The sequence below is a fragment of the Nocardia sp. NPDC051833 genome (genome assembly GCF_040681225.1).
Taxonomy (GTDB): Bacteria; Actinomycetota; Actinomycetes; order Mycobacteriales; family Mycobacteriaceae; genus Nocardia.
Map to the genome: position 1 here is coordinate 1527238 of NZ_JBFAYK010000001.1, position 23661 is coordinate 1550898.

The following is a 23661-nucleotide window of genomic DNA, read 5'->3' on the forward strand; positions in this document are numbered from 1 at the left end:
CACCGCCCAGCGCAGCCCTCACGCGGTCACGTCCATGGCCTCGAATTCGTCCGCAGCGCGACGGGTTTCGGCGCGACCCGCATCGGGTTCACGCACGGCGGCGGCCAGCGCACGCTCCACCCATCGCATCTCGCCTCCGGTCGGCGCACCGCGCACATCGGTCAGGAAACTCGCCGCGACCTCGACATCGCGGCGGCCGTGCACCCGCTCGCGGTAGCGCAGCTCCGGATTGCCCTCGGGGCGTGCCCATTCCACGTGCACCGCGTGCGGGAAGCGCTCGCGCAGCTTACGCATCGGGTCGACCGGGCGGGTGCTGTCGGTGAGCGTCGCGGAGACGTAATGCGGCTCGGCGTCGGCGAATCCGGCATCGGTGAGCAGCTCGTCGAGGGTGCCGGTGAGCTTGCTGAGCCCGCGCACCAGCGGTAGGTCGTGGCGGCGCACCGCGGCCAGTCCGGCGGCGTCGAGGTCGACGATCCAGACCGCCTTGCGGTGGGAATTCTCGGCGAACGAGTACGGTAGCGGAGAACCACTGTAGCGCACCGACTCCGACAGGGTCTGCGGCGAATGCAGGTGTCCCAGCGCCACATAGTCGATTCCGTCGAACGCCGACATCGACACCGTCTCGACCCCGCCCACCGAGATCGATCGCTCCGACCCCGTCGCCTCCCCGCCGACGACGAACGCGTGCGCGAGCACCACGGTGCGCGTGCCCGGCCGACCGGCGAGATCGGCGCGGATGCGGCCCATCGCGGCGTCGAGGATCTCCGCGTGCGAGCGGGCCTGCGGCACACCGAGTTCGGCGCGGGTGATCTCCGGCTCCAGATACGGGATCCCGTAGAAGGCCACCTCGCCGTGACTGTCGGCGAGCAGTACCGGCCGGTCGGCGTCGGCGACCCGGGTGCACAGGTGCAGCCCGCCCGCCGCCGCGAAGCTGGCGCCCGCGCCGAGGCGGGCGGGCGAATCGTGATTGCCCGAGGTCGCGACGATCACCGCGCCCGCGGCCCGGATCGCCTCGAACCCGCGGTTGCAGACCGCGATCGCGTCGGCGTTCGGGATGGACCGGTCGTAGACGTCACCCGGAACGACGACCACGTCGACGGACTCCGCCGCGACCAGGTCCGCGATCGACGCCAGCACCGCCGCCTGATCGGCTAACAGGTCGACACCGTGGAAGGTGCGCCCGATGTGCCAGTCGGAGGTGTGCAGGATCCGCATGCCGCGAAACTTAGGCCACACCCCCGACAGAATTCAATCGACGCACCCCTCGGGTGTCCCGCACCGGCGCGTCACCACGCCCGGGTTGCCCGGTGATTGCGAGTTTGTCGGTGGCTTCCGGCACTATCGCCGCTATGACCGCCTCGATGCTCGTCGCGCTCGTCTTGGTATTCGCTGCCGGGTTCGGTCTCGGCTGGTTGGGGCATTCCGCCCGGGGCGGGCAACGCGCCGCCGCGGCGGAGGCCAGGCTGGCGGCGGCCGGGGACAATCAACGGTTGCTGCAGCAATCGCTGCACGCGGCGAACGAGGATGCGGCGCGCAGGCATTCGGCCGCGATCGGCGCGATGGTCGATCCGCTGCGCGATGCCGTCGGCGCACTCGAGCAGCAGATCCGCCAGGTCGAGCACCACCGGATCGACGCCTACTCGGGGCTGCGGGAGCAGGTCGCCGGAATGCAGCGCACCTCGCACCGGCTCTCCGACCAGACCGGGCAGCTGGTCGCGGCGCTGCGCGCGCCGCAGGTTCGCGGCCGCTGGGGGGAGATCCAGCTGGAGCGGGTCGTCGAGCTGGCGGGCATGACCAGGCACTGCGATTTCGATACCCAGGTGCACCGGGCCGGCGGCGGCGATCGCGGCGGGGTGCGGCCGGATCTGGTTGTCCGGCTGGCGGGCGGCAGGCACATCGTCGTCGACGCGAAGGTCCCCTTCACCGCCTACCTCGACGCCGCGACCACCGACGACCCCACCGCCCGCGACCAGCTGCTGGCCCGGCACGCCAAGCATCTGCGCGCCCACGTCGACCAGCTGGCGGACAAGGCGTACTGGGCGGCGTTCGATCCGGCGCCGGAGTTCGTCGTCCTGTTCGTGCCGGGCGATCCGTTCCTCGACGCCGCGCTCACCACCGACGCGGGGCTGCTGGAGTACGCGTTCGGGCGGAACGTGATCCTGGCAACCCCCACGACGCTCATCGCGCTGCTGCGGACGGTCGCGTTCAGCTGGCGCCAGGAAGCGCTGTCCCGCGATATGGCAACGGTGCAGCAATTGGGCAAGGAGCTCTACACCCGGGTCGGCAAAGTGGCCGACCACCTGGACAATCTCGGGGTGAATCTCGGTAAGGCAGTTGCGGCTTTCAACGCCACCGTCGGCTCGGTCGAGTCACGGGTGCTGGTCACCGCGCGCCGGATGCACGATCTCGGGATCGCCGATCAGGAGCTGCCGGCAATCCGGTTGACCGAGGCCAGACCGCGGGCCGTGGCCTTCGCCGAGGCCGAGGATCGTCGCTGAGATCCCCGTGCCGCAGCGCCTGACGGCGCGTTGTGCGGTTAGTGTCATGGTGTGGCTGCTTCCCAACGTGCGCGACCCCGGGTGCCCGCGCCGCAACGTTCGATCCTGCCCTCGGTGCCCGGCATCCCCGCCTGGGGCGCGATTCTGCTCGCCGCGGGCATGACGATGGTGGGGTTCGCGATCGACGCGATCGGGGGCGAGACCTACCCGACGGGCACCTTCTCGGCGCTGTATGTGCTGGGCTGCGTGCTGGCCGTGTGCGCCGTGCGGTTCCGCGGGCTGTTCTCCACCATGGTCATGCCGCCGCTGCTGCTGTTCGTCGCGGTGCCGGTGGCCTGCCAGCTGCTGGGTGGGCGCGCCACCACCTCCATCAAAGACGTGCTGATGAACCTCGTCATCCCGCTGGTGGAGCGCTTCCCGACGATGATGCTGGCCACGGTCCTCGTCCTCGCCATCGGCGGTGCCCGGATCGCGATCGCCAAGCGCACCCCCGCCACCGCCCGCCCGCTTTCCGCCGAACGCCGGACCGAACGCAAGACCGAGCGCAAGCCGGTCAAACGCCGCCGTCCCGAGGCCGCGGGCGACACCGGCCGCCAGCGCGCCCGCCGCGCCACCGCCGTCCTGGACGACCCGGCCACCGAGGTCGACATGGCCAGCCCGGCCCGCCGCGCACCGCGCGCGACCGATCCCAAGCGCGCGCCCGCCGCGGCCAGGACCAGGGAGCCGCGCGCCGCCCGCAACGCCGCCCCGCGCGAGGCCGACGCCGCGCGGACCCCGCGCCGCAGGCCCGACCCGCAGCCGCATCCCCAGCCGACGGTGCGCTACCGCGATCGCGCCGACACCGGTCGCACCGAACGGCGCAGGCCCGACAACGTGTGAGAACAAGGAATCCCCCGCCGCGAACTCGCGACGGGGGATTCCTTGTTTACGTCGGTCCTGTGTCAGCCCTGGGCCGGCGCGTCGCGGCGCGCGGCGCGCAGCTCACGCGGCAGCGAGAACACCAGGGTCTCGTTGGCCGTTGTCACCGGCTGCACCTCGCCGAAGCCGTGCTCGGCGAGCAGGTCGAGCACACCGGTCACCAGGATCTCCGGCACCGACGCGCCCGAGGTGATACCGATCGTGCGCACCCCGTCGAGCCAGGCGAGGTCGACCTCGCGGGCGTAGTCGACCAGGTACGCGGCCCGCGCGCCCGCGCCGAGGGCGACCTCGACCAGCCGCACCGAGTTGGAGGAGTTGCGCGAGCCGACCACGATCACCAGATCGCATTCGGGCGCCATCGCCTTCACCGCGGTCTGCCGATTGGAGGTGGCGTAGCAGATGTCGTCGCTGGGCGGATCCTGCAGCGTCGGGAACCGCTCGCGCAGCCGCTGCACCGTCTCCATGGTCTCGTCGACCGACAGCGTGGTCTGCGACAGCCAGATCACCTTCGACGGATCACGCACGGTGACCTTGTCCACCGAGTCGGGGCCGTCGACCAGCTGGACGTGCTCGGGCGCCTCACCGGCGGTGCCCTCGACTTCCTCGTGGCCCTCGTGACCGATCAGCAGGATGTCGTAGTCGTCGCGGGCGAAGCGCTTGGCTTCCTGGTGCACCTTGGTGACCAGTGGACAGGTCGCGTCGATGGTGCGCAGGTTCCGCTCGGCGGCGGTCTCGTGCACGATCGGCGCCACGCCGTGGGCGGAGAACACGACCAGCGCGCCCTCGGGCACCTCGTCGGTCTCGTCGACGAACACGACACCGCGCTCACGTAGCGTCTCCACCACGTGCCGGTTGTGCACGATCTCCTTGCGGACGTAGATCGGGGCGCCGTGCTTCTCCAGCGCCTTCTCCACGGTCTCGACGGCGCGGTCGACGCCTGCGCAGTAGCCGCGCGGCTCGGCCAGCAGCACGCGCTTGCCACCGGCAGCGGACGCGCCCGCGGAGCGCGCGATACCGACGTTCAAGGGAATTGCCGAGGTCATAGTCCACAGCTTACGTGCGCCGCGCGGGCGGGATCAGGGCGGATCGAGGGGCGAAAGTCACATCGGGGTGGTCTGGACCTTTGCATCACAGGCGGTTTGCGGCAGGCTGGGACCATGTTCCGTCCTCCGTACCTGGCCCGGGTCGCCGCCGGTGCCGCCGTCTACGCCTTAGAAGAGACCCGGCGGCTGCCCGTCGCCGCGGTCAACTTCCCGATCACCGCGCTGAGCCGCGTGCTGCAGACCACCATGCACGTGCAGCAGTTCGTCACCAGCCTCGCGCTCAAGGGCGACGGCCTGTTCGAACGTCTGGGTTCGGCCCCGCAGGAGCAGCCCGCCTGGGCCACCTTCGACGAGGACGTCGCCCCGGAGCCCGCCGTCGCCACCAACGGCCATGCCAGCCGCTTCGATCTGTTCACCGAGGAGATCCCGGCCGAGCAGACCAACGGCAAGGCCGCGCCCGCGTCGCTGCTGCTGCTCGAGTCCGAGCAGGCCGCCGAGGAGCCCGCCGCCGAGCCGGAGCCCGAGGAGGTGCAGGCCCCCGAGGTCGCCATCCGCTACGACTACCCGGCGATGACGCTGGCCCAGCTGCGCGCCCGGCTGCGCATGCTGACCGTCGAGGAACTGGCCCAGCTGCTGGCCTTCGAGCAGCAGACCCGGGCCCGCGCGCCGTTCGTCACCATGCTGACCAACCGGATCGCGACGGTCCAGGCGCAGTAGCCTCCCCCCTTCGCAGCGACCGCGACCGGGGCCAACGCGCCGGTCGCGGTCGCTTTTGTTTGTGTCGGTAGCGCCGCGTATACCTGACGTATGACTGAGGACGGCTCCGGCGCTTCCGCCCCGGCGGACACCGCCGCGGGCGCACCGGGCAGTTCCGCGGAGCAGCCGTGGCCGGTGCGCTCGATCGCGGTGAAGGTCGCGCAGTGGATCGACCGGCTCGGCAGCGTGTGGGTGGAGGGCCAGGTCACCCAGATCAGTCTGCGGCCCGGCACCCGCACCGCCTTCCTGGTGCTGCGCGATACCTCGGCGGACATGTCGCTGTCGGTGACCTGCGATCCGGAATTGTTGCGGCGCAGTCCCGTTCCGCTCACCGAGGGCAGCCGGGTGGTCGTCTACGGCAAGCTCCAATTCTTCACCGGACGGGGCACGCTGTCGCTGCGGGTCACCGAGATCCGGCCGGTCGGCATCGGTGAACTGCTCGCCCGGATCGAGCGGCTCAAGGCGCTGCTGTCGGCGGAGGGGCTGTTCGATCCACGGCTCAAGCGGCCGTTGCCCTTTCTGCCCGGCACGGTCGGGCTGATCACCGGGCGGGCGAGCGCGGCCGAACGCGACGTGCTGACCGTCGCCCAGAATCGCTGGCCAGCGGTGCGTTTCGTCGTCAAGAACACCGCGGTGCAGGGCCCGACGGCGGTGCCACAGATGCTGGAGGCGCTGGCCGCCCTCGATCGCGATCCGGCCGTCGACGTGATCGTGCTCGCCCGCGGCGGCGGCAGCACCGAGGACCTGCTGCCGTTCTCCGACGAGGCACTGTGCCGGGCCATCGCCGCCGCGACCACCCCGATCGTCAGCGCGATCGGGCACGAACCCGACGCACCGCTGAGCGATCTCGTCGCCGACGTGCGCGCCGCCACCCCCACCGACGCCGCCAAGCGGATCGTCCCCGATGCCGCCGCCGAGCTCGCCGGCGTGCGCGAGATGCGGGCCCGCTCGGCCGCCGCGCTGCGCGGCTGGGTGCAGCGCGAGACCCACATCATCGCCCAATTGCGCTCGCGCCCTGTGCTCGCCGATCCGTTGCGCGAGCTGCGGCACCGCCACGACGAAGTGGAGCGATTGCGGCTGGCGGCCCGGCGCACCGTCGAGCAGACCCTGCGCACCGAGTCGACCGCCGCGGCGCACCTGCGCGAGAAGCTCACCGCCGTCGGCCCGGCCGCGACGCTGGCCCGTGGCTACGCTGTCGTGCAGCGCGTCGCGGGGAAGGACCGGCACGTGGTCCGCGCGATCGAGGACGCCCCTGCGGGCAGCCAGCTCCGCATCCGCGTCGCCGACGGCGCCGTCACCGCCGCCGCGCTCGGCACCCAGCGCCTGACACCCACCAACGACAAGGGGAACTGACCGTGCCCGACGCCGGAACCGAGCCCGCCGACACCCTCGCCGAGATCGCCGCCTTCGGCTACGAACGCGCCCGCGACGAGCTCGTCAACGTCGTCAAGATGCTGGAGCAGGGCGGTCTCGATCTCGACGACTCGCTCGCCCTCTGGGAGCGCGGCGAGGCCCTGGCCACCCGCTGTGAGCAGCACCTGGCCGGTGCCCGCAAGCGCGTGGAAGACGCCATCTCGCACGCCGACGACGCGAGCGAGTAGCCGGGCAACGCCGCCTTTACGGCGACGAAACACGGTGCGGGCACCCTGGTGCGCACGTCTCGACGGCACTGGGAGGCACCGCGATGTCACGCACCGAAGCGCTGGCCCGACTGCGCACCGAGCTCGGCGCGGTCGACCATTCCGTCGACACGCGCAGGCTGCGCACCAAGAGCCGGGACCGGTTCGCCCAGAGCCCGGTCCTGCGTGATCTGCTGCGCGGCCGCAATGCCGAGATCTTCATCGCCCCGCGCACCAAGGAGGAACTGCGCGTCGCCGTCGCGGCGTGCGCGCGGCATCGGGTTCCGATCACGGTGCGCGGCGCGGGGTCCGGCCAGTTCGGCCAGGGTGTTCCGCTCTCCGGCGGCGCGGTGATCGATGTCACCGCGATCGCCGGTGTCGTCGGCTGGCACGGTGACCGGGCGAGACAGCCACCGCGCTCGGTGCGCGCGCTGACCGGCACCGTGGTCGCCGACATCGACGCGACGATCCGCCCGTCCGGCTGGGAGCTGCGCATGCACCCCTCCACCGCGCACCAGGCCACGATCGGCGGCTACATCGCCGGTGGGCACGCGGGGGTCGGCAGCTGTCAGTGGGGCATCCTGCGCGACGCGGGCAACATCACCGCGCTGGAGGTGATGACGGTCGAGGAACAGCCGCGCCTGGTCGAGCTGCGCGGCAGCGAGGTCACCACGGTGCACCACGCCTACGGCGCCAACGGCATCATCACCGAGGTCGAGCTGCCCGTCGCGCCCGCCTGGGAGTGGCACGAGCTGGTGATCGCGTTCCCGGAATTCGAGCAGGCCGCCCGGTTCTCGGTCGACCTCGGCACCAGCGACGGGGTGCTCAAGAAGGTGGTCTCACCCCACGCGCACCCGCTGCCGCAGTACTTCCCCGGCCTGGCCGGGCTGATCCCCGACGGCGCGGCGATGGTGCTGGTGCTGGCTGCGGTGCAGTCGGTGCCGAACGTGGAGGATCTGGCGCACGCGTGCGGCGGGCAGATCCGCTACCGCTGCCTCGAGGGCAAGGGCGTCTACGGCGTGCCGCTCTACGAGTTCACCTGGGGCCATTCGATGCTGCACTACCAGCGCCGAGACCCGACGCTCACCGGGTTGATGGCGCTGTTCCCGCCCGCCGACCTGTACGCGTCGATCGTGCGGGTGCACCGGGAGTTCGCCGACCTCGGGCCGCTGCACGTGGAGATGAAACGGATCGACGGCAGCCTGTCCGCCCAGGGCTCACCGGTGTTCGCCTACGAGAGCCGGGCCCAGCTCGCCGCGATCACCGAGCGCCTGCAGCGGGCCGGGCTCTCCATCGCCAATCCGCACACGCCGGTCCTCGGCGCGGGCGGCATGAAACCGTGGGGACCGCGGGAGATCGCGACCAAACGCGCCTTCGACCCGCACGGTCTGCTCGCGCAGGGCAAGGTCGACGACGTGCTCGCCACCGACGTCATCACGACCTCGACGGCCCTGCCCACCTCCGGCTGGACCTACCGGCTCAGCGACACGGCAGGCCGCTGAGCTACTTCGACAGCGGCTGCGCGGTGGTGACCGCCTGCGCCAGCGTGGTGAACGCGGCCTCGTTGCCCGCGCCGGTGATCAGGATCCGGACGCCGCCCAGATCGGTGATCCAGGCGGTCTCCTCGGTCGGTTCGGTGTAGACGACCCACTTCTGCCCGGCGATGTCCTGGGTGCCGGTGGCGTAGCGGGAACCGAGCACGTGGCGGGCGAGGGCTTCCTCGGAGGCGGAGGTCTGCGAATACCGCATGTAGGTGCCCTGCGGAGTCAGGTAGCCGACGGTGCTGACCGGGCCGCCGCCCGAGCTGACGATCGTGTCGCGGCTGCCCGAGTTCGACACCCAGTCCTGCGGCAGCTCCGGCTTGCGGATCGCGAACGGCAGGGTCTTGGCATCGGACTTCAAGGCCGCGTCGGCGTCGAAATGGGGGATCTGACCTTGGGTCGGGCCGTTCGTCGCGACGGTGCACTGGCTCGCCGCGCCCGCCAGCACGATGGCGATCAGCACCAGCGGAATCAGCGACCAGAACAGGTCGCGATAGTCGTTGAAGATCCGGTGCTTCTGCTGGGCCACGGCTACCAGTATCCACTCGGGCTCTGACCAGGCCACCGACGGGGCATCGCAGGTCGTGCACGGGCGTGCCGATCCTAATGCGACAATTGCCCCCGTACACCAACGCCCAAGGAGGCACTTCGCAATGACGGCATCATCGCCCGCCCCCAGCCGCCGCGAGGCACCCGACCGTAACCTCGCACTCGAGCTGGTCCGAGTCACCGAGGCAGGCGCGATGGCAGCGGGCCGCTGGGTCGGCCGCGGCGACAAGGAAGGCGGCGACGGTGCGGCCGTCGACGCCATGCGTCAGCTCGTCAGCTCCGTCTCCATGCAGGGCGTCGTCGTCATCGGCGAGGGCGAGAAGGACGAAGCGCCGATGCTGTACAACGGCGAGGCGGTCGGTGACGGCACCGGCCCCGAGGTCGACTTCGCGGTCGACCCGATCGACGGCACGACGCTGATGTCGAAGGGCTCCCCCGGCGCCATCTCGGTGCTCGCGGTCGCCGAGCGCGGCGCCATGTTCGACCCGTCGGCCGTGTTCTACATGCACAAGATCGCCGTCGGCCCCGACGCCGCAGGCTCGATCGACATCACCGCCCCGATCGGCGAGAACATCCGCCGCGTCGCCAAGGCCAAGAAGTCCTCGGTGTCCGACCTCACGGTCTGCATCCTGGACCGCCCCCGGCACGCCGAGATCATCCAGCAGACCCGCGACGCGGGCGCTCGCATCCGCCTGATCTCCGACGGTGACGTCGCCGGCGCCATCGCCGCCGCGCGCCCCGAGTCCGGCGTCGACATCCTGGTCGGCATCGGCGGCACCCCCGAGGGCATCATCGCCGCCGCCGCGCTGCGCTGCCTCGGCGGTGAACTCCAGGGCATGCTCGCGCCCAAGGACGACGAGGAGCGCCAGAAGGCCATCGACGCGGGCCACGACCTGGACCGCGTCCTGTCCACCACCGACCTGGTCGCCGGCGAGAACGTCTTCTTCTGCGCCACCGGCGTCACCGACGGCGACCTCCTGCGCGGCGTCCGCTACTTCGGCGGCGGCGCCTCCACCCAGTCGATCGTCATGCGCTCCAAGTCCGGCACCGTCCGCATGATCGACGCCTACCACCGCCTCACCAAGCTCCGCGAATACTCCTCCGTCGACTTCGACGGCGACGACAGCGCCAACCCGCCCCTCCCGTGATGTGACGGGCCGCGCACCCCAGGTGCGCGGCCCGCGTCCTTGATCGATCCCTGCGCGGTTCATTACGGTGGCTCGCAGGGGTACCAGGGGATGGGGGAACCGACATGAACGTCATCGACGTGGATTCCGGGCGGTTGCGCTCGGAGATCGCCGCGTTCTACGCCGGGTTCGGCGCTCCGACCGAGCTGTCAGCAGCCTTCGAATCCTCACCAGCAGGGCTCGAACACGCTCGAAGAGATCTTCACCCACCTCGCCGGTAACCCGCATCTATGACGGGAGACCGCGATGGACGAAAACAGTCGGTCGAATGAGCGTGCGCGGGTCATGTCACATCCCGTGACCACCCCCACCGGCACTTCGGCGATGTTCTTGGTACACCCCGCCGTACCACGTCGCACTTACACTCAACGCTTGCGAGAACTGATCTCAGCGGCGGTCGAGATCGCACAGACGACAGACTTCGACCAAGATGAAGTGGTTACGTTCGATCCATTACTTCGCCAGCCCGGGACGCGAGGATAGAACAGAATATCCCGACCTATACGGCTGGTTCACCAAGCAATCGAGGACCTGATCGAGTTCGACGAGTTGAGCTAACCAAGAGGCTATCCGATGGAGTATAACCACGAACAGGTCCAAGCCCTCGTGTCCGGATCGAAGCTAAGCATGGACCCCTCGGAGCGCCATTGCCCTGCCTGTGGCAGGAAGAAAGTCAGAAACTATCGATACCGCAGCTCCCGGAGAAACAGTCCAACACAAGTCACCTATATGTGGTGCGCATCCTGTCGCCGGTTCAAAGGATGGCCTGGACCGCTACTGGGAGAATTTACCCTCCATGATCCACTCGCGGACCTCAAACAATCGGAGCGGCTACAGCTGGAGGATGATTCGAATGCATTCTTTGCGCGCCTCGATCAGCTGTGGGAGGCCGGGGAACTCCCCCAGCATTCAACTAAGAACTCTGGATAAGTACAGCCCAGCTAACAGGTATCAAACGGCTTACATATTGCACCCAAGCAGAGTGGGCGAGATTCGCCCACCCGCCTCGTTTGCTTCCAAACAAGGATGCCATCGACAGAGTAGGCGCCCATGACAACTAGCGGAACCATCGAAATCGTCGAGCACACGGTTACCCGCCCGGATCAGGCGGAGTGCATTGTCCGATGCCTGTCAGGAACGATTAAGATCGGAGATACCGCATACGGCGTAACACTGCGGGATGGCCGCGAGATAGCCCTGGAACTCAGAGTAGCAAATATTTTTCGCTACGGCCGTACTTGCGATCTACTCGATCCACCGCACAATGGACTCCTTCATTTTTCGGGCGCAATTTCAGAAGAATTTGAATCGGTAGTCAAGATGTCACTCCTCCGACAGAATGAAAACAGCCATGACTGACTCTGGCCCTTGTATGGATCCGCTGCCCATGGAGGAAGCCAACTCATGGGCCGATGCCACTAAGCTCGGCGGTTGACGGCTGTCACGAATAGTCACGGCCTGCTGCATGATCACCCCGTACCGCGACCTGCGAACTCGGCCGGCCGTCGCCACGTCATGGAGCGCGGACAGGACCCGCACGACGGAGACGTCCTGGTCAGGTCGGCAAGGCACCCTCGATGACGTAGTGACGCGATCATTGCGTCAAAGATCGTCCAGCTGCGATCCATCGCCTTGCACCTGGCACCACGGTGAGCGGCATCTGATTATCAGATTCTGATACCATGATGACATGAAGGAGATCAGTGCGACCGAGGCCGCGCGGGCGTTCGCGCGGGTTCTCGACGAGGCGGAGGCGGGGGAAGAGTTCGTCATCACCCGTAAGGGCGTGTGCGTGGCGCGCCTCGTTCCGGCACCGCGGGCGAACGGTAAGAGCCTGAACAAGCTGGCAAAGCAGTGGGCCGGCAACATCGGTTTGGACGCGGAGTTCGAGGCTGCGGTCGAGTCGATCGACCGATACGCGAGTGCCGACGCGGACAGTGATCCATGGGAAGACTGATCCTCGATACCGGCATTCTGATCGCCATCGTTCGTGGCACCGTCGCCCTCCCCGATGTCATCGCCGATGACGACAACGTCGCCGTCGCGGCTGTTGTCATCGCGGAATACCTCACCGGGCTGGCCGGTCAGACGAACCCGGCCAAGCAAGCGAGCGCGCGAGCCTTCCTCACCGAGTTCCGGGCCATCGTGCCGAGCATCCCTTACGACGACTCGGTCGCCGAGCATCATGCTGAGCTACTGACTTACGTCCGGGGTACGGGGTCGCCCCGAGGTGCGCACGATCTGATCATCGCGGCGACCGCGCGGGCGACCGGGCGGATCGTCGTCACTACCGACAAGCGCGCCGATTTCGGCGGACTTCCCGGGGTGGATGTCCGCCTGGTCGGGTGATGGCGTATTCCCCGCCGGAGTGTGGGATTTTGCGGGGGTGTGGGGACCCCATTCGGGGTGGGATCGTCCTAGGGTCGAGTCATGGCTGATGACGACGTGCAGTACCGCATCGAGCACGACACGATGGGGGAGGTTCGGGTTCCGGTCGACGCGTTGTGGCGGGCGCAGACGCAGCGGGCCGTGGAGAACTTTCCGATCAGTGGGCGGGGGTTGGAACGGGCGCAGATCCGGGCGTTGGGGCTGTTGAAGGCCGCTTGTGCGCAGGTCAACAAGGATTTGGGGTTGCTGGATCCGGGGAAGGCTGACGCGATCATCGCGGCGGCGAACGAGATTGCCGAGGGGCGCCACGATGATCAGTTCCCGATCGATGTGTTCCAGACCGGGTCGGGCACCAGTTCCAATATGAACGCCAACGAGGTGATCGCCTCGATCGCGGCGCGCAACGGGGTGAGCGTGCACCCCAACGACGACGTGAACATGTCGCAGTCGTCCAACGACACCTTCCCCACCGCCACGCATCTGGCGGCGACCGAGGCGGTCATCACCGATCTCGTTCCCGCACTGGAGCATCTGCGACTGGCGCTGCTGGACAAGTCGGACGAGTGGCGCACCGTGGTGAAGTCGGGCCGCACGCATCTGATGGACGCGGTGCCGGTGACGCTGGGGCAGGAGTTCGGCGGCTACACCCGCCAGATCGAGGCGGGCATCGAGCGGGCGCTGGCCACGCTGCCCCGGCTGGGCGAGCTGCCGATCGGCGGCACCGCGGTCGGCACCGGACTCAACGCGCCCGCCGGTTTCGGCACGAAGGTCGTCGCGGAACTGGTGCGCAGCACCGGAATCGACGCGCTGCGCGAGGCGAAGGACCACTTCGAGGCGCAGGCCGCGCGCGACGGGCTGGTCGAGGCCTCCGGCGCGCTGCGCACCATCGCGGTCAGCCTGACCAAGATCGCCAACGACATCCGCTGGATGGGGTCGGGCCCGCTGACCGGTCTCGGCGAGCTGCAGCTGCCCGATCTGCAGCCGGGCAGCTCGATCATGCCGGGCAAGGTGAATCCGGTTCTGCCCGAAGCGGTCACGCAGGTCGCGGTGCAGGTCGTCGGCAACGACGCGGCCATCGCGTTCGGCGGTGCGAGCGGCGCGTTCGAGCTCAATGTCTACATCCCGGTGATGGCGCGCAACCTGCTCGAGTCGATTCGGCTGCTGGCCAACGTCTCTCGGCTGTTCGCCGACAAGTGCGTCGTCGGTCTGGTCGCGAACGAGGAGCATCTGCGCACGCTGGCCGAATCGTCGCCGTCGATCGTCACCCCGCTCAACTCGGCCATCGGCTACGAGGAAGCGGCCGCTGTCGCCAAACAGGCACTGCGCGAGAAGAAGACGATCCGCCAGACGGTCATCGACCGGGGCCTGACCCCGGACAAGCTCTCGGTCGAGGAGCTCGACAACAAGCTCGACGTGCTGGCGATGGCCAACGTCGACCGCGACTGAAACGGCGAACGGCCGTCACCTCGCGAGGTGACGGCCGTTCGCGCGAAAGATCAGGCCAGGTGCGCCAGTTCGGCGCGGGCCTTCTCGCCTTCTTCGCTGAAGTCGGTGCGGGTGAAGATGTTCCAGCGCTGCAGCAGCGGCTTGAACACCAGCTCGCCTTCCTTGGCGGGGTCGTAGATGCCCGCCGCGGCCAGGGCTTCGTCGCTGGAACCGCCGCCGGGCAAGTCGACATGCGGGACGCGGAAGGCGGCGACCTGGTCGGCGATGGCGCGCACGGCCTGGTCGGGGACCAGGTCGAGGGCGGCGGCGACGAGGACGGCGAAGAAGTCGGCCTGCAGTTCGTCGTCGGCGGCCAGCTTCTCGGCGATGGCGGTGACGACCGGGTTCTCGCCGAGCGCGGCGGTGTTGCGGTGCCGGATCGCGGCGGCGAGCTCTTCGAAGGCGCAGGTGGCCAGCACGTCGATCAGGTGCAGCGGCGGACGGTTGAAGCCCTCGGTCATGTGCGCCATGCGGGCCCGCTCGAGCGCGACCGGATCCACCGCGCGCGTCACCATCAGGTAGTTGCGGATCAGGATCTCGTGGCGGTTCTCCTCGGCCGTCCACCGGCCGACCCAGCGCCACCACGGACCGGTGCGCAGATGCTTGCCGAGCTCCCGGTGGTAGGAGGGCAGATTGTCGGCGACCAGGACGCTCACCGTCAGCGCGAGCTCGGCGGTCGCGCTCAGCTCGGACTGCTCGGGGGTCCAGTCGGTGCCGCCCAGGAAGGCGAAGTTGCGCCCGTCGGCCCACGGCACGAACTCGTGCGGCTGCCAGCCCTCGGCCACCTCGGTGTGCCGCGCCAGGTTGGTTTCCACCACATCCGCGAGCGAATCCAGCAGCTCACGGTCGGTCAAAGTTTTCTGCACCCCGACAACATAGTGGTTCGGCCGTCGGCGCGGGGACCTACGGGGCGATCGGGTCCCCACGCCGGACCGGGGGCACGAGCTACTTCGTGGTCACCGTGGTCTCGCCGTTGACCCAGACGATGGTGCCGCCGGTGAACTCGCTCTGCTTGCCACCGTTGGCGGTGTTGGTCTCGTCGCTGGTCGGGTAGCCGAGCTGGCCGTTGGCGCCGCCCTGTTCCTCCCAGGTCTCGCGGATGTCACCCCAGACGATGTGGGCGCCGGAGTCGCTGCTCCAGTAGATGGTGCCGCCGGTGAAGTCCTGGTACTGGCCGCCGTTGGGGCCGCTCTCCTGGGGCTCTTCGGGGGCGCCGAGCGGGCTGCTCGCGCCGCCGACCGCGACGTACTTCTTGTAGACCTCGCCGGAGACGGTGATGTCGCCGTTCGGGGTGGAGATGGTGGTCGAGCCGCCCGCCGCGGTCGCGGTGGTGGTCATCCCGCCTTCGCCGGGGGTCGTGGTCGCCGCGCCTTCGGCGGGAGTGGTCGTCATCCCGCCGTGGTCCATGGTGGTGGTCGACCCGGCGCCGCCCATGACCGAGGTCACGGTGCCGACGGTGTCGGTGGCCTTGTCCTTGTCCTCGTCGCTGCAACCCGCGGCGAGCAACAGTCCGGCAGCGGCGAGGACCGCGGCGCCGCCTGCGGCAGTACGTCGAGCGAAGTGGTTCATATCCATCCTCTCGCGAGTGGCCCCCCGGGGGCACGCCCCCGGAATGGAGCCTGGCCGACATCCGCAACGGCCCGGCGGAACAGTGTTCGCCGAGCCGTTGCTGGATTGGTGTCGTGGCGGATAATACCCACAGTTCGCCGTAATCAAACGGATTCAGGCCGCGACGCGGCCTGATTGCCGAGCGATCAGGCGTTCGGTCCGTACTCCTCGAGCATCTCGGTCACCAGCGCCGCGATCGGCGAGCGCTCGGAACGGGTGAGCGTGATGTGCGCGAAAAGCGGGTGCCCCTTGAGCTTCTCGATCACCGCGGCCACGCCGTCGTGCCTGCCGACCCGCAGATTGTCGCGCTGGGCGACATCGTGGGTGAGCACCACGCGCGAGCCGGTGCCCAGCCGGCTCAGCACCGTCAGCAGCACATTGCGCTCGAGCGACTGCGCCTCGTCGACGATCACGAAGGAATCGTGCAGCGAGCGCCCGCGGATGTGGGTCAGCGGCAGCACTTCGAGCATGTCGCGGCTGAGCACCTCCTCCATCACCTCGCGGCTGGCCAGCCCGTCGAGCGTGTCGAAGACGGCCTGCGCCCACGGGCCCATCTTCTCGCTCTCCGAACCGGGCAGGTACCCCAGTTCCTGGCCGCCCACCGCGTACAGCGGCCGGAACACGACCACCTTGCGCTGGGTCCGCCGCTCCAGCACGGCCTCCAGCCCGGCGGTCAGCGCGAGCGCCGACTTACCGGTGCCGGCCCGGCCACCCATCGACACGATGCCGATGCTCTCGTCGAGCAGCAGATCGAGCGCGATCCGCTGTTCGGCGGAGCGGCCGTGCAGGCCGAACGCCTCCCGCTCGCGGACCAGCTGGACCCGCTTGTCGGCGGTGACCCGGCCCAGCGCGCTGGAGCTGCTGCCCAGCAGCCGGATCCCGGTGTGGCAGGGCAGTTCCCGCGCCTCGTCCAGGTCGATCACCGAATCGGCGTAGAGCTGGTCGATCTGGGTGCCCGCGACATCGAGTTCGACCATGCCGCTCCAGCCGGAGGTGACCACGTCCTGGGCGTGGTACTCGTCGGCGGACAGACCGACCGCGCTCGCCTTGACCCGCAGCGGGATGTCCTTGGACACCAGCACCACGTCCTCGCCCTCGGCCGAGAAGTTCAGCGCGCAGGCCAGGATGCGGGAATCGTTGGTCTCCGAACGGAATCCGGCGGGCAACACCGATGGATCGGTGTGGTTGAGCTCCACCTGCAGTGTGCCGCCCTCGGTGCCGATCGGCAGCGCCTGGTCGAGCCTGCCGTGGTTGACCCGCAGGTCGTCGAGCATCCGCAGGGCTTCCCTGGCGAACCAGCCGAGTTCGTGGTGGTGTCGCTTGGCCTCCAGTTCACTGATCACGACCAGCGGTAGAACCACCTTGTGTTCGCCGAACCTGGTGACGGCCCACGGATCCGAGAGCAGGACCGAGGTGTCGACGATGAAAGTCTTGCGACCGGAACGCGAGGGGCGGACCCCCTTCTTCGAGGCCGAGGCCGTGTGCATCGCGGGGGCGGAAACGGAGCGTGCAGCAGTCACGGTGGGCTCCTTATGTGTTCGCACGGCACCCGCGCGAACGATCTCGCTGGACCGGTCCGTCCTGGTAGGCGGTGACGCGCTGGTCAACCGCCACGAGGGCCGGGTGCCGGCCCTCTCGCACTGAGTTGCTCAGTCACGGTCAGGACCTCCCGTACGAGTCACACCGACGCGACCCGCATCACCGACGCTACCGTCCATCTCCCGGCCGCGCTGCCGGACAGCCGCACGTGTCCGTGAATTTGTCGTTAACCGGCGCCGACGCAGCGGATCCGCGCCAGGTGAGTCGCCGAGCGCTAGAGTCGAGGCATGGCCGAAGACCAGGATCTGGAGAAACTGTCGTCGAAGGAACTGCACGATCGCGCGGTGAAGACGGCCGTGCGGCGCGGCGACGTGAAGTTCCTGTGGAACCTGCTCAAGTCGATCCCGGCGGCCCAGGCCGAAGCGGGCGAGCTCGGCGAGAGCGAGGCCGACATCAAGTACGTGCTGCCGATGATCGACGACTACATCCACGCGGGCGACGGCAAACTGGCCGATGTCCTGCGGCCCACCTACCTGGACTACCTGAGCAAGCACCGGTAGTCCGGGCCGGGCTCAGCGGCGCAGCACCGCCCGCGCCGCTCCGACGACCGTGCCGCGCAGCACATTGCCCATGCTGAAGTGGTCGTCCCACAGCACGATCCGGCCCTCGCGCAGTTCGAAGGTGCCGCTCACCCAGAACCCGATCCGGACCGGTCCGGCGCGCAGATAATCGGTGCGGTCGGTGAGCACGATGTCACCGGTGCCCGCGATGTGGTGCATGTCCGCCCCGAACCCCAGCTGCGGCCGGTCCAGCCCGCGCAACAGCGTGGCGACCCGATCCTTGCCGCGGACGGTCGGCAGTCCGGTGTTCTTCCAGACGATCGCCGGGTCGAGTAGGTCGAGCGCCTCGTCGACGGAGCCGAGTTCGAGCGCGGCGAAGAACTCGCGCACGACGGTGACGGCGTCCTCCGGCAGCTCCGGTTGGTCGGTCATGAGGCGAGCCTAGGGCGTTCGCCGGGCTCAGGCCAGACCTCGGCGCTACCGATCCGCGCGTCGCGCGATCAGCACCGCGAGCCCGTCCAGGATGCGTTCGATGCCGTAGTCGAAGGCGGCGCCGGGAGCGGCCGACGGCGCGGCGGCCGCCGCGGATTCCTCGGCGAAGGCCGCGCTGACCGCGGGGAACCGGCCGCCGGCGGCGTCCATCATCGCGGTGAACTGCTCGGTGAACTGGATCGCCGAATCACCGCCGCCGACCGATTCGACCTGCTGGGCCAGGCTGCGCGCGTGCCCGTTGAGCAGCACGATGGTGTCGAGCCGTTCGGGGCCGGTCAGGCCGGTGCCGTCGAGGGCGGTGAGCGCGGCCTCGGTCCAGCTCATCTCGTTGGGGCCGATGGGCCGGATGCCGAGGGTGAGCTCGATGACCCACGGATGGGCCCGGTAGCGCTCGAAGATGGCCTCCACCCAGGCGCGCAGGCCGGCGCGCCAGTGCGCGGGCGCGCCGCCGGTGGCGGGCGGGTCGCCCATCGCCGCGTCGAGCATCAGCGCGGTGAGCTGCTCTTTCCCCGGCACGTACCGGTACAGCGACATCTTGGTGAAGCCGAGCCGTTCGGCCAGCCGCTGCATCGACAGCGCGGACAGACCGTCGGCGTCGGCCAGCGCGATCGCCTCGGCGACGATCCCGTCCAGGGTGAGCGCGGGTTTGGGCCCGCGCTTGGGGCGCGGGGCGGTACCCCACAGCAGTTCGACGGTGGTCGGCGGCGGCATCGATCCATCCTCTCGAGAATTCCGGTTGACGCAAAACTGTGTCTACCATACTCTTATTCGTGTCCACCGGATACAGATTCCATCGGACACAGAATCCGAGCCGAGGAGCAGACCATGCGCAACCTGACCGTTCTCATCTCCGGCGCCAGCATCGCGGGACCCGCCCTGGCCTACTGGCTGCATCGCTACGGCTGCGCCGTCACCGTGGTCGAGCGCGCCCCCGCGCCGCGCCCCGGCGGCCAGGCCGTCGACTTCAAGGGCGCCACGCATCTGACCGTGCTCGAGCGGATGGGCATCCTCGACGAGGTCCGCGCTCGGCGCACCGGCACCACCGATGTCGTCTTCGTCGACGAGAACGAGCGCGAGCTGGCCTTCCTGTCCGGCGACTTCACCGGCGGCGACCTCGAGATCCTGCGCGGCGACCTGGCCGAGATCATGTACCGGCGGACCGAGCGGCACTGCGAATACGTCTTCGGCGACACCATCACCGCGCTCACCGAGACCGCCGCCGGCGTGCGGGTGGAGTTCGAACACGGCGCCCCGCGCACCTTCGATCTCGTCCTCGGCGCCGACGGAATCCACTCGCGGGTGCGGAAACTGGCCTTCGGCCCGGAAGACGAGTTCGTGCGGCACCTCGGGCACTACTACTGCGTCGCGGGCGCGAGCCCGTGGAGCGACACCAGCCGTCCGCGCGAGCGAGCGCGCGGTTACGCCCACAACTCCCCCGGCAAGCTCGCGATCGACGGCGGTTCCAAGGCCCAGCAGCTGTACATGTTCGCGTCCGGGCCGCTCGACTACGCCCGCGAGGACACCGCCGCCCAGCGGCGCATCATCGAGCAGACCTACGCGGGTATCGGCTGGCACGTTCCGCGCATGCTCGCCGACCTGGCGGGCTTCGACGACATCTACCTCGACTCGATCAGCCAGGTGCGGATGCAGGGTGCCTACACGCGCGGACGCGTCGCCCTGGTCGGCGACTCCGCCTACGGCAACACCCTCGGTGGGTTCGGCACCGGTCTGGCCGTGGTCGGCGCGTACGTGCTCGCGGGCGAACTGGCCCTCGCCGACGGTGACCACGTCACCGCGTTCGCCGCCTACGACCGGATCATGAAGCGCTACGCCAAGATCGCGGGCAACAGCAACGCCGGACCGTTCCTCGCGCCGAAGACCGCGCTCGGGATCAAGGTCCGCAACCGGTTCCTCGGCTCACGCGGCTTCTCGATGATGCTGAAGTACGGCGACAAGGCCGCCAACGACATCGACCTGATCGACTACCCGGCGCGCGTCGCCTACAGCGAGGCCTGACGAGGCCTTGACTTGGAGTGCACTCCAGGTCATATCGTCGCCGGTATGAGCATTCGTCTCGGTTACCAGATGCCCAACTTCAGCAACACGTCCTCGGTGCGCGAGCTGTTCCCCACGGTGATCGCGCAGGCCAGAGCGGCGGAAGCGGCCGGTTTCGACGCCGCCTTCGTGATGGACCACTTCTACCAGCTACCCGGTATCGGCGCGCCGGACGAGCCGATGCTCGAGGCCTACACCGCGCTCGGCGGGCTGGCCACCGCGACCGAGCGAATCCAGTTGTCCGCCTTGGTCACCGGCAACACCTACCGCAATCCGGCGCTGCTCGCCAAGACCGTCACCACCCTCGACGTGGTCAGCGGCGGGCGGGCCGTGCTCGGCATCGGCGCGGGCTGGTTCGAGCTCGAGCACCAGCAGTACGGCTTCGAGTTCGGCACCTTCACCGAGCGCTTCCAGCGGCTGGAGGAGGCGCTGCGGATCATCGCCCCGATGCTGCACGGACAGCGGCCCACCTTCGACGGCGCCTGGTACCACACCGAGAACGCCATGAACGAGCCGCGCGTGCGCGACGACCTGCCGATCATGCTCGGCGGCGGCGGCGAGAAGAAGACCTTCGCGCTGGCGGCCCGCTTCGCCGATCACCTCAACATCATCAGCAACGCCTCGCTGCTGCCGCAGAAGGTCGCGGCCCTGCACCAGCGCTGCGCCGAGGCCGACCGCGACCCGGCCACCCTGGAGACCAGCTTCCTGGCCTTCGTCATCGCCGACGAAGACGGCGACCGCGCCCGCAAACTCCAGTCCGACATGCTCGCCCGCGCGGGCATCGACCTGTCCGCCCTGTCCCCCGAGGAAATCCGCAACTCCCCCGCCGACCGCCAGTTCGTCGGCACTCCCGACGAGGTCGCCGAGCAGATCCAGACCCGCGTTCTCGACCACGGGATCGACGGCGTCATCGTCAACATGATCACCAACGGTCACGAGCCGGGTGTCATCGAGGCGGCGGGACGGGCGCTCAAGCCCTTGGTCAGCTGACCACTCCTTTCTCGTTCCGAAGCACGAGCCCGCCCCGCGGTGCCGACAGCGGCGCCGCGGGGCGGCTATGTTGGCAGACCGGAACACGCGTTTGTCGCACTCCGAATCCGGGGGAACCGAATCGACAGTTCGTGCGTCCAACTAACAGAACGAGAGAATCGGGGAGGGTAGATGACTGGAATTCTCCAGGTCGACATCGATGTCCTTGGCAAAACCGTCCAGTTGCTGCGCGGAACGGAGCAGGTGCTCACCGACGCCATGAACGCGCTGTCCAAGGACGGGAATTCCGACATCGGCACCGCCAAGCTGAACGACGCCGCCGACAACTTCCAGAGCAAGTGGAAGTACGGCATCGAACGGATCTGTGAGTCCACGACCGTCACCGCCGACGGAATCGCGCAGTGCCACACCGCCTATCAGCAACTCGATGCGGCGGTCGCGCAGGCGCTCGCCCAGGCGGGCGCGCAGACCGATCCACAGGCGGTCGCTCCGGGGACCACGCAGTGACCGACAACCCCTACCCGAATCTCGGTTTCAACCCCACCCCGGGCGACGCAGGCGAGGTCGCCACCCTCGGTACGAAGCTCAAGACGGCGGCCGACGCCGTCACCGAGACCAACACGCTGCTCACCAGCATTCGCAACAGCAACGACGAGGTGTGGAAGGGCGAGGCGGGCGATGCCTTCCGCGCCAGTTTCGACGCCACGCTCGCCCAGGACCTCGGTCTCGCCCAAACCTCACTGCAGCAGGCCAACACCGCGATCGCCGCGTGGCACACCGATCTCGTGGCCTTCCAGGACACCGCGAAGGGGCTGGAGACCGAGGCCGCCACCGCCAGGGCCAACCACGCCCAGGCGGTCACCGCGCTCCAGCAGGCCAAGGCGGATCCCGACCTCGGCCTGGCGGGCAAGACGTTCTCCGACGCGTCCGAACTGGCCGACGCCCAGTCCCGGCTCAACGCCGCCAACGCCAAGGTGACCTCGGCGTCGACCGCGGTCGACAACTGCCAGGGCGCGATCGACGCGATCATCGCCCGCGCGAAAGACCTCGAGATCGCGCACAACGCCAAGGCCGCCACGACGGCGAGCGAGCTGGAGGCCGCGGCGAACTTCGCGCCAAGCGAACCGGACAAGAGCTGGTGGGAGAGTTTCACCGATTGGATCGATGAGAACCGCGACGCGATCCACGAGGTGCTGTCCACGACCTCCGCGATCGCGGGCATCCTGGCCCTGGTCACCCCGCCGCCGATCAGCGCGATCGCCTTGGGCATCTCGCTGGCCGCCGGCGCGGGCGCGCTGGCCCTGACCACCACCGATGCCGAATGGCGCGACGATCTGGTCAACGGCAGCTGGACCGAGAAGCTCGGTGCCGCCGGGACTCTCGGCGGTGACCTGCTGAGCGTGGTCCCCGGTGCCTCCGGGGTGTTCAAGGCGGGCAAGGTGGGCCTCATGGGCGGCGGCGCCGACGATCTCGGCCGGTTCGGGATGATGGCCCAGACCTGGGGTGAGGCGGCGAACGATCCGGGTCTGGTCGCCCGCGTCTTCACCGACAAGAACGTGTTCGGGATCTCCGACAAGCTCACCTCCTCCGGCGCGACCACGGGTGTGCACTCGCTGTTGCAGCTCACCGGGGCCGAGGGCAAGCACTTCATGCAGGAGAGCCCGGCCACCGCGCTGGCGGTGCTGCAGCGGATGACCGGTGCCTCGTACAAGTCGATCGATCTGTCCCAGGGAGTTGGAGATTGACCGCGCACACCTCGCCTGACGGGTCGACGACCTCGCTGTCGGTCGTCCTGCCGCGTGGCTATCACGAATTGCCGCTGGACACGATTCACGAAGCGGTCGAGTCGGCCGAGAGCATCGTCGAGTTCCTGCCTGCCGAGGTCGCCGGTGACTTTCCCGAAGTGGCCGCGGCCATCGCCGATCTGCTGACCGCCCTGCGCGCCAACAACGCCTGCTACTGCGCGATCGGTCAGCACGCGTCCGCCGACGGCACGCCCGTGACCTCGTGGCTGACCCTCTCGCTGCTCGATCGCGGACGCACCCAGAACCCCCGGGTGACCATCGCCGAACTGGCCGAGGAGAAGGCGACCGACGGCCGCGGCGCGCACATCGAAACGGTCGAACTCGGTGGGCGCACCGTCCTGTTCGTCGAATCGACGACAACCTATGCGGTCGTGGATGATTCGGCACCGGAGCCGCCGGGCCGCGCCGTCCATCAGATCGAGGCGATCGTCGTCTCCGACGACGGCGCCCGGATCGCCGTCGCCGTGCTGTCGACCGCCGATGTGGCGCACGGGTCCGACTTCGGGGCGATGATGGTGCTGCTGGCCGGCTCGATCACCTTCGAGACCGTCGTCCATCCACAATTCACGCTCGCGCTGTGAACGGAACGGACACCCGCGCGTGGAGCACACCACGGACCTGCTGGACG

24 protein-coding genes are annotated in these 23661 nt (G+C 69.0%); 16 read left to right on the forward strand and 8 right to left on the reverse strand.

Features of this window, described 5'->3' with window-relative positions; genetic code table 11:
• Positions 1 to 18: 18 nt before the first annotated feature.
• Positions 19 to 1215, reverse strand: a complete 1197-nt coding sequence (locus AB0L91_RS06795) for an exonuclease SbcCD subunit D (protein WP_365007790.1) — start codon at positions 1213 to 1215, stop codon at positions 19 to 21.
• Between the two features lie 134 nt (positions 1216 to 1349).
• Here AB0L91_RS06795 and AB0L91_RS06800 point away from each other — a divergent pair, with 134 nt between their 5' ends.
• Together AB0L91_RS06800 and AB0L91_RS06805 are read left to right on the forward strand one after the other, a co-directional pair.
• Positions 1350 to 2498: a DNA recombination protein RmuC gene (locus AB0L91_RS06800; protein ID WP_357343069.1), complete on the forward strand. Its 1149-nt coding sequence runs from the start codon at positions 1350 to 1352 to the stop codon at positions 2496 to 2498.
• 51 nt (positions 2499 to 2549) lie between these two features.
• On the forward strand, positions 2550 to 3377 hold the full coding sequence (locus tag AB0L91_RS06805) for a DUF6542 domain-containing protein (RefSeq protein WP_365007793.1): 828 nt from the start codon (positions 2550 to 2552) through the stop codon (positions 3375 to 3377).
• Between the two features lie 62 nt (positions 3378 to 3439).
• Here AB0L91_RS06805 and AB0L91_RS06810 read toward each other — a convergent pair whose 3' ends face one another.
• Positions 3440 to 4459 (reverse strand): 4-hydroxy-3-methylbut-2-enyl diphosphate reductase, encoded by a 1020-nt coding sequence (locus AB0L91_RS06810; protein WP_355276488.1) that lies wholly within the window; start codon positions 4457 to 4459, stop codon positions 3440 to 3442.
• A 114-nt stretch (positions 4460 to 4573) separates the two neighbouring features.
• On the opposite strand from AB0L91_RS06810, the gene AB0L91_RS06815 reads away from it, so the two are divergent.
• The 4 genes from AB0L91_RS06815 to AB0L91_RS06830 all read left to right on the forward strand — a co-directional run bounded on the left by AB0L91_RS06815 (position 4574) and on the right by AB0L91_RS06830 (position 8336).
• On the forward strand, positions 4574 to 5176 hold the full coding sequence (locus tag AB0L91_RS06815) for a lipid droplet-associated protein (RefSeq protein WP_365007795.1): 603 nt from the start codon (positions 4574 to 4576) through the stop codon (positions 5174 to 5176).
• Positions 5177 to 5266: 90 nt separating this feature from the next.
• Positions 5267 to 6568, forward strand: a complete 1302-nt coding sequence (xseA, locus tag AB0L91_RS06820; RefSeq protein ID WP_355276492.1) for an exodeoxyribonuclease VII large subunit — start codon at positions 5267 to 5269, stop codon at positions 6566 to 6568.
• A gap of 2 nt (positions 6569 to 6570) precedes the next feature.
• Positions 6571 to 6816 (forward strand): exodeoxyribonuclease VII small subunit, encoded by a 246-nt coding sequence (locus tag AB0L91_RS06825; protein WP_355276494.1) that lies wholly within the window; start codon positions 6571 to 6573, stop codon positions 6814 to 6816.
• A gap of 83 nt (positions 6817 to 6899) precedes the next feature.
• The gene (locus tag AB0L91_RS06830) at positions 6900 to 8336 is read left to right on the forward strand and encodes an FAD-binding oxidoreductase (protein WP_365007797.1); all 1437 of its coding nucleotides are present in this window, start codon (positions 6900 to 6902) and stop codon (positions 8334 to 8336) included.
• A gap of 1 nt (position 8337) precedes the next feature.
• Here AB0L91_RS06830 and AB0L91_RS06835 read toward each other — a convergent pair whose 3' ends face one another.
• Complete coding sequence (locus AB0L91_RS06835; protein WP_357343062.1) at positions 8338 to 8904, reverse strand: DUF4245 domain-containing protein; 567 nt, start codon at positions 8902 to 8904, stop codon at positions 8338 to 8340.
• Positions 8905 to 9028: 124 nt separating this feature from the next.
• Between AB0L91_RS06835 and glpX the strand changes: the two genes are divergently transcribed.
• The 4 genes from glpX (at position 9029) to AB0L91_RS06855 (ending at position 13945) form a co-directional block, all read left to right on the forward strand.
• Positions 9029 to 10072 carry a class II fructose-bisphosphatase gene (gene glpX, locus AB0L91_RS06840; RefSeq protein WP_019048976.1) on the forward strand — a complete coding sequence of 348 codons (1044 nt, stop codon included), beginning with the start codon at positions 9029 to 9031 and terminating at the stop codon, positions 10070 to 10072.
• A gap of 1729 nt (positions 10073 to 11801) precedes the next feature.
• On the forward strand, positions 11802 to 12068 hold the full coding sequence (locus AB0L91_RS06845; protein ID WP_365007800.1) for a type II toxin-antitoxin system prevent-host-death family antitoxin: 267 nt from the start codon (positions 11802 to 11804) through the stop codon (positions 12066 to 12068).
• A complete protein-coding gene (locus tag AB0L91_RS06850; protein ID WP_365007802.1) occupies positions 12056 to 12460 on the forward strand; it encodes a type II toxin-antitoxin system VapC family toxin in 405 nt (134 codons plus the stop codon). The genes AB0L91_RS06845 and AB0L91_RS06850 overlap by 13 nt, the downstream gene beginning before the upstream one ends.
• An 81-nt stretch (positions 12461 to 12541) precedes the next feature.
• Positions 12542 to 13945 carry a class II fumarate hydratase gene (locus AB0L91_RS06855; RefSeq protein WP_365007804.1) on the forward strand — a complete coding sequence of 468 codons (1404 nt, stop codon included), beginning with the start codon at positions 12542 to 12544 and terminating at the stop codon, positions 13943 to 13945.
• Between the two features lie 50 nt (positions 13946 to 13995).
• Here the strand turns inward: AB0L91_RS06855 and AB0L91_RS06860 are convergent, their stop codons facing one another.
• The 3 genes from AB0L91_RS06860 to AB0L91_RS06870 form a co-directional block, all read right to left on the reverse strand.
• On the reverse strand, positions 13996 to 14850 hold the full coding sequence (locus AB0L91_RS06860) for an acyl-ACP desaturase (RefSeq protein WP_357343046.1): 855 nt from the start codon (positions 14848 to 14850) through the stop codon (positions 13996 to 13998).
• A gap of 79 nt (positions 14851 to 14929) precedes the next feature.
• Positions 14930 to 15553, reverse strand: coding sequence for an esterase (locus AB0L91_RS06865; RefSeq protein WP_365007807.1), 624 nt, complete (start codon positions 15551 to 15553; stop codon positions 14930 to 14932).
• 185 nt (positions 15554 to 15738) lie between these two features.
• Positions 15739 to 17112 carry a PhoH family protein gene (locus AB0L91_RS06870; protein WP_355276519.1) on the reverse strand — a complete coding sequence of 458 codons (1374 nt, stop codon included), beginning with the start codon at positions 17110 to 17112 and terminating at the stop codon, positions 15739 to 15741.
• A 306-nt stretch (positions 17113 to 17418) separates the two neighbouring features.
• Between AB0L91_RS06870 and AB0L91_RS06875 the strand changes: the two genes are divergently transcribed.
• A complete protein-coding gene (locus AB0L91_RS06875; protein ID WP_355276521.1) occupies positions 17419 to 17691 on the forward strand; it encodes a hypothetical protein in 273 nt (90 codons plus the stop codon).
• A 12-nt stretch (positions 17692 to 17703) separates the two neighbouring features.
• Here the strand turns inward: AB0L91_RS06875 and AB0L91_RS06880 are convergent, their stop codons facing one another.
• Together AB0L91_RS06880 and AB0L91_RS06885 are read right to left on the reverse strand one after the other, a co-directional pair.
• Positions 17704 to 18123, reverse strand: coding sequence for a limonene-1,2-epoxide hydrolase family protein (locus AB0L91_RS06880; protein WP_357343042.1), 420 nt, complete (start codon positions 18121 to 18123; stop codon positions 17704 to 17706).
• A 45-nt stretch (positions 18124 to 18168) separates the two neighbouring features.
• Complete coding sequence (locus AB0L91_RS06885) at positions 18169 to 18894, reverse strand: TetR/AcrR family transcriptional regulator (RefSeq protein WP_357343040.1); 726 nt, start codon at positions 18892 to 18894, stop codon at positions 18169 to 18171.
• 114 nt (positions 18895 to 19008) lie between these two features.
• Here AB0L91_RS06885 and AB0L91_RS06890 point away from each other — a divergent pair, with 114 nt between their 5' ends.
• From AB0L91_RS06890 to AB0L91_RS06910, 5 genes are all read left to right on the forward strand, one after another.
• Positions 19009 to 20199, forward strand: coding sequence for an FAD-dependent monooxygenase (locus AB0L91_RS06890; RefSeq protein ID WP_365007811.1), 1191 nt, complete (start codon positions 19009 to 19011; stop codon positions 20197 to 20199).
• A 45-nt stretch (positions 20200 to 20244) separates the two neighbouring features.
• Positions 20245 to 21228, forward strand: coding sequence for an LLM class F420-dependent oxidoreductase (locus AB0L91_RS06895; protein WP_365007813.1), 984 nt, complete (start codon positions 20245 to 20247; stop codon positions 21226 to 21228).
• A gap of 171 nt (positions 21229 to 21399) precedes the next feature.
• Positions 21400 to 21735: a hypothetical protein gene (locus AB0L91_RS06900; RefSeq protein WP_355276530.1), complete on the forward strand. Its 336-nt coding sequence runs from the start codon at positions 21400 to 21402 to the stop codon at positions 21733 to 21735.
• Complete coding sequence (locus AB0L91_RS06905) at positions 21732 to 22973, forward strand: hypothetical protein (protein WP_357343034.1); 1242 nt, start codon at positions 21732 to 21734, stop codon at positions 22971 to 22973. Before AB0L91_RS06900 ends, AB0L91_RS06905 begins: the two co-directional genes overlap by 4 nt.
• Complete coding sequence (locus tag AB0L91_RS06910; protein ID WP_357343032.1) at positions 22970 to 23614, forward strand: hypothetical protein; 645 nt, start codon at positions 22970 to 22972, stop codon at positions 23612 to 23614. The genes AB0L91_RS06905 and AB0L91_RS06910 overlap by 4 nt, the downstream gene beginning before the upstream one ends.
• Positions 23615 to 23661: the final 47 nt, after the last annotated feature.

Coding starts and splice junctions, on each gene's coding strand:
- AB0L91_RS06855 (WP_365007804.1), top strand. CDS start 12,542: ATGGCTGATGACGACGTGCAGTACCGCATCGAGCACGACACGATGGGG.
- AB0L91_RS06890 (WP_365007811.1), top strand. CDS start 19,009: ATGCGCAACCTGACCGTTCTCATCTCCGGCGCCAGCATCGCGGGACCC.
- AB0L91_RS06895 (WP_365007813.1), top strand. CDS start 20,245: ATGAGCATTCGTCTCGGTTACCAGATGCCCAACTTCAGCAACACGTCC.
- glpX (WP_019048976.1), top strand. CDS start 9,029: ATGACGGCATCATCGCCCGCCCCCAGCCGCCGCGAGGCACCCGACCGT.
- AB0L91_RS06850 (WP_365007802.1), top strand. CDS start 12,056: ATGGGAAGACTGATCCTCGATACCGGCATTCTGATCGCCATCGTTCGT.
- AB0L91_RS06900 (WP_355276530.1), top strand. CDS start 21,400: ATGACTGGAATTCTCCAGGTCGACATCGATGTCCTTGGCAAAACCGTC.
- AB0L91_RS06880 (WP_357343042.1), bottom strand. CDS start 18,123: ATGACCGACCAACCGGAGCTGCCGGAGGACGCCGTCACCGTCGTGCGC.
- AB0L91_RS06845 (WP_365007800.1), top strand. CDS start 11,802: ATGAAGGAGATCAGTGCGACCGAGGCCGCGCGGGCGTTCGCGCGGGTT.
- AB0L91_RS06795 (WP_365007790.1), bottom strand. CDS start 1,215: ATGCGGATCCTGCACACCTCCGACTGGCACATCGGGCGCACCTTCCAC.
- xseA (WP_355276492.1), top strand. CDS start 5,267: ATGACTGAGGACGGCTCCGGCGCTTCCGCCCCGGCGGACACCGCCGCG.
- AB0L91_RS06815 (WP_365007795.1), top strand. CDS start 4,574: ATGTTCCGTCCTCCGTACCTGGCCCGGGTCGCCGCCGGTGCCGCCGTC.
- AB0L91_RS06810 (WP_355276488.1), bottom strand. CDS start 4,459: ATGACCTCGGCAATTCCCTTGAACGTCGGTATCGCGCGCTCCGCGGGC.
- AB0L91_RS06875 (WP_355276521.1), top strand. CDS start 17,419: ATGGCCGAAGACCAGGATCTGGAGAAACTGTCGTCGAAGGAACTGCAC.
- AB0L91_RS06800 (WP_357343069.1), top strand. CDS start 1,350: ATGACCGCCTCGATGCTCGTCGCGCTCGTCTTGGTATTCGCTGCCGGG.
- AB0L91_RS06830 (WP_365007797.1), top strand. CDS start 6,900: ATGTCACGCACCGAAGCGCTGGCCCGACTGCGCACCGAGCTCGGCGCG.
- AB0L91_RS06885 (WP_357343040.1), bottom strand. CDS start 18,894: ATGCCGCCGCCGACCACCGTCGAACTGCTGTGGGGTACCGCCCCGCGC.
- AB0L91_RS06865 (WP_365007807.1), bottom strand. CDS start 15,553: ATGAACCACTTCGCTCGACGTACTGCCGCAGGCGGCGCCGCGGTCCTC.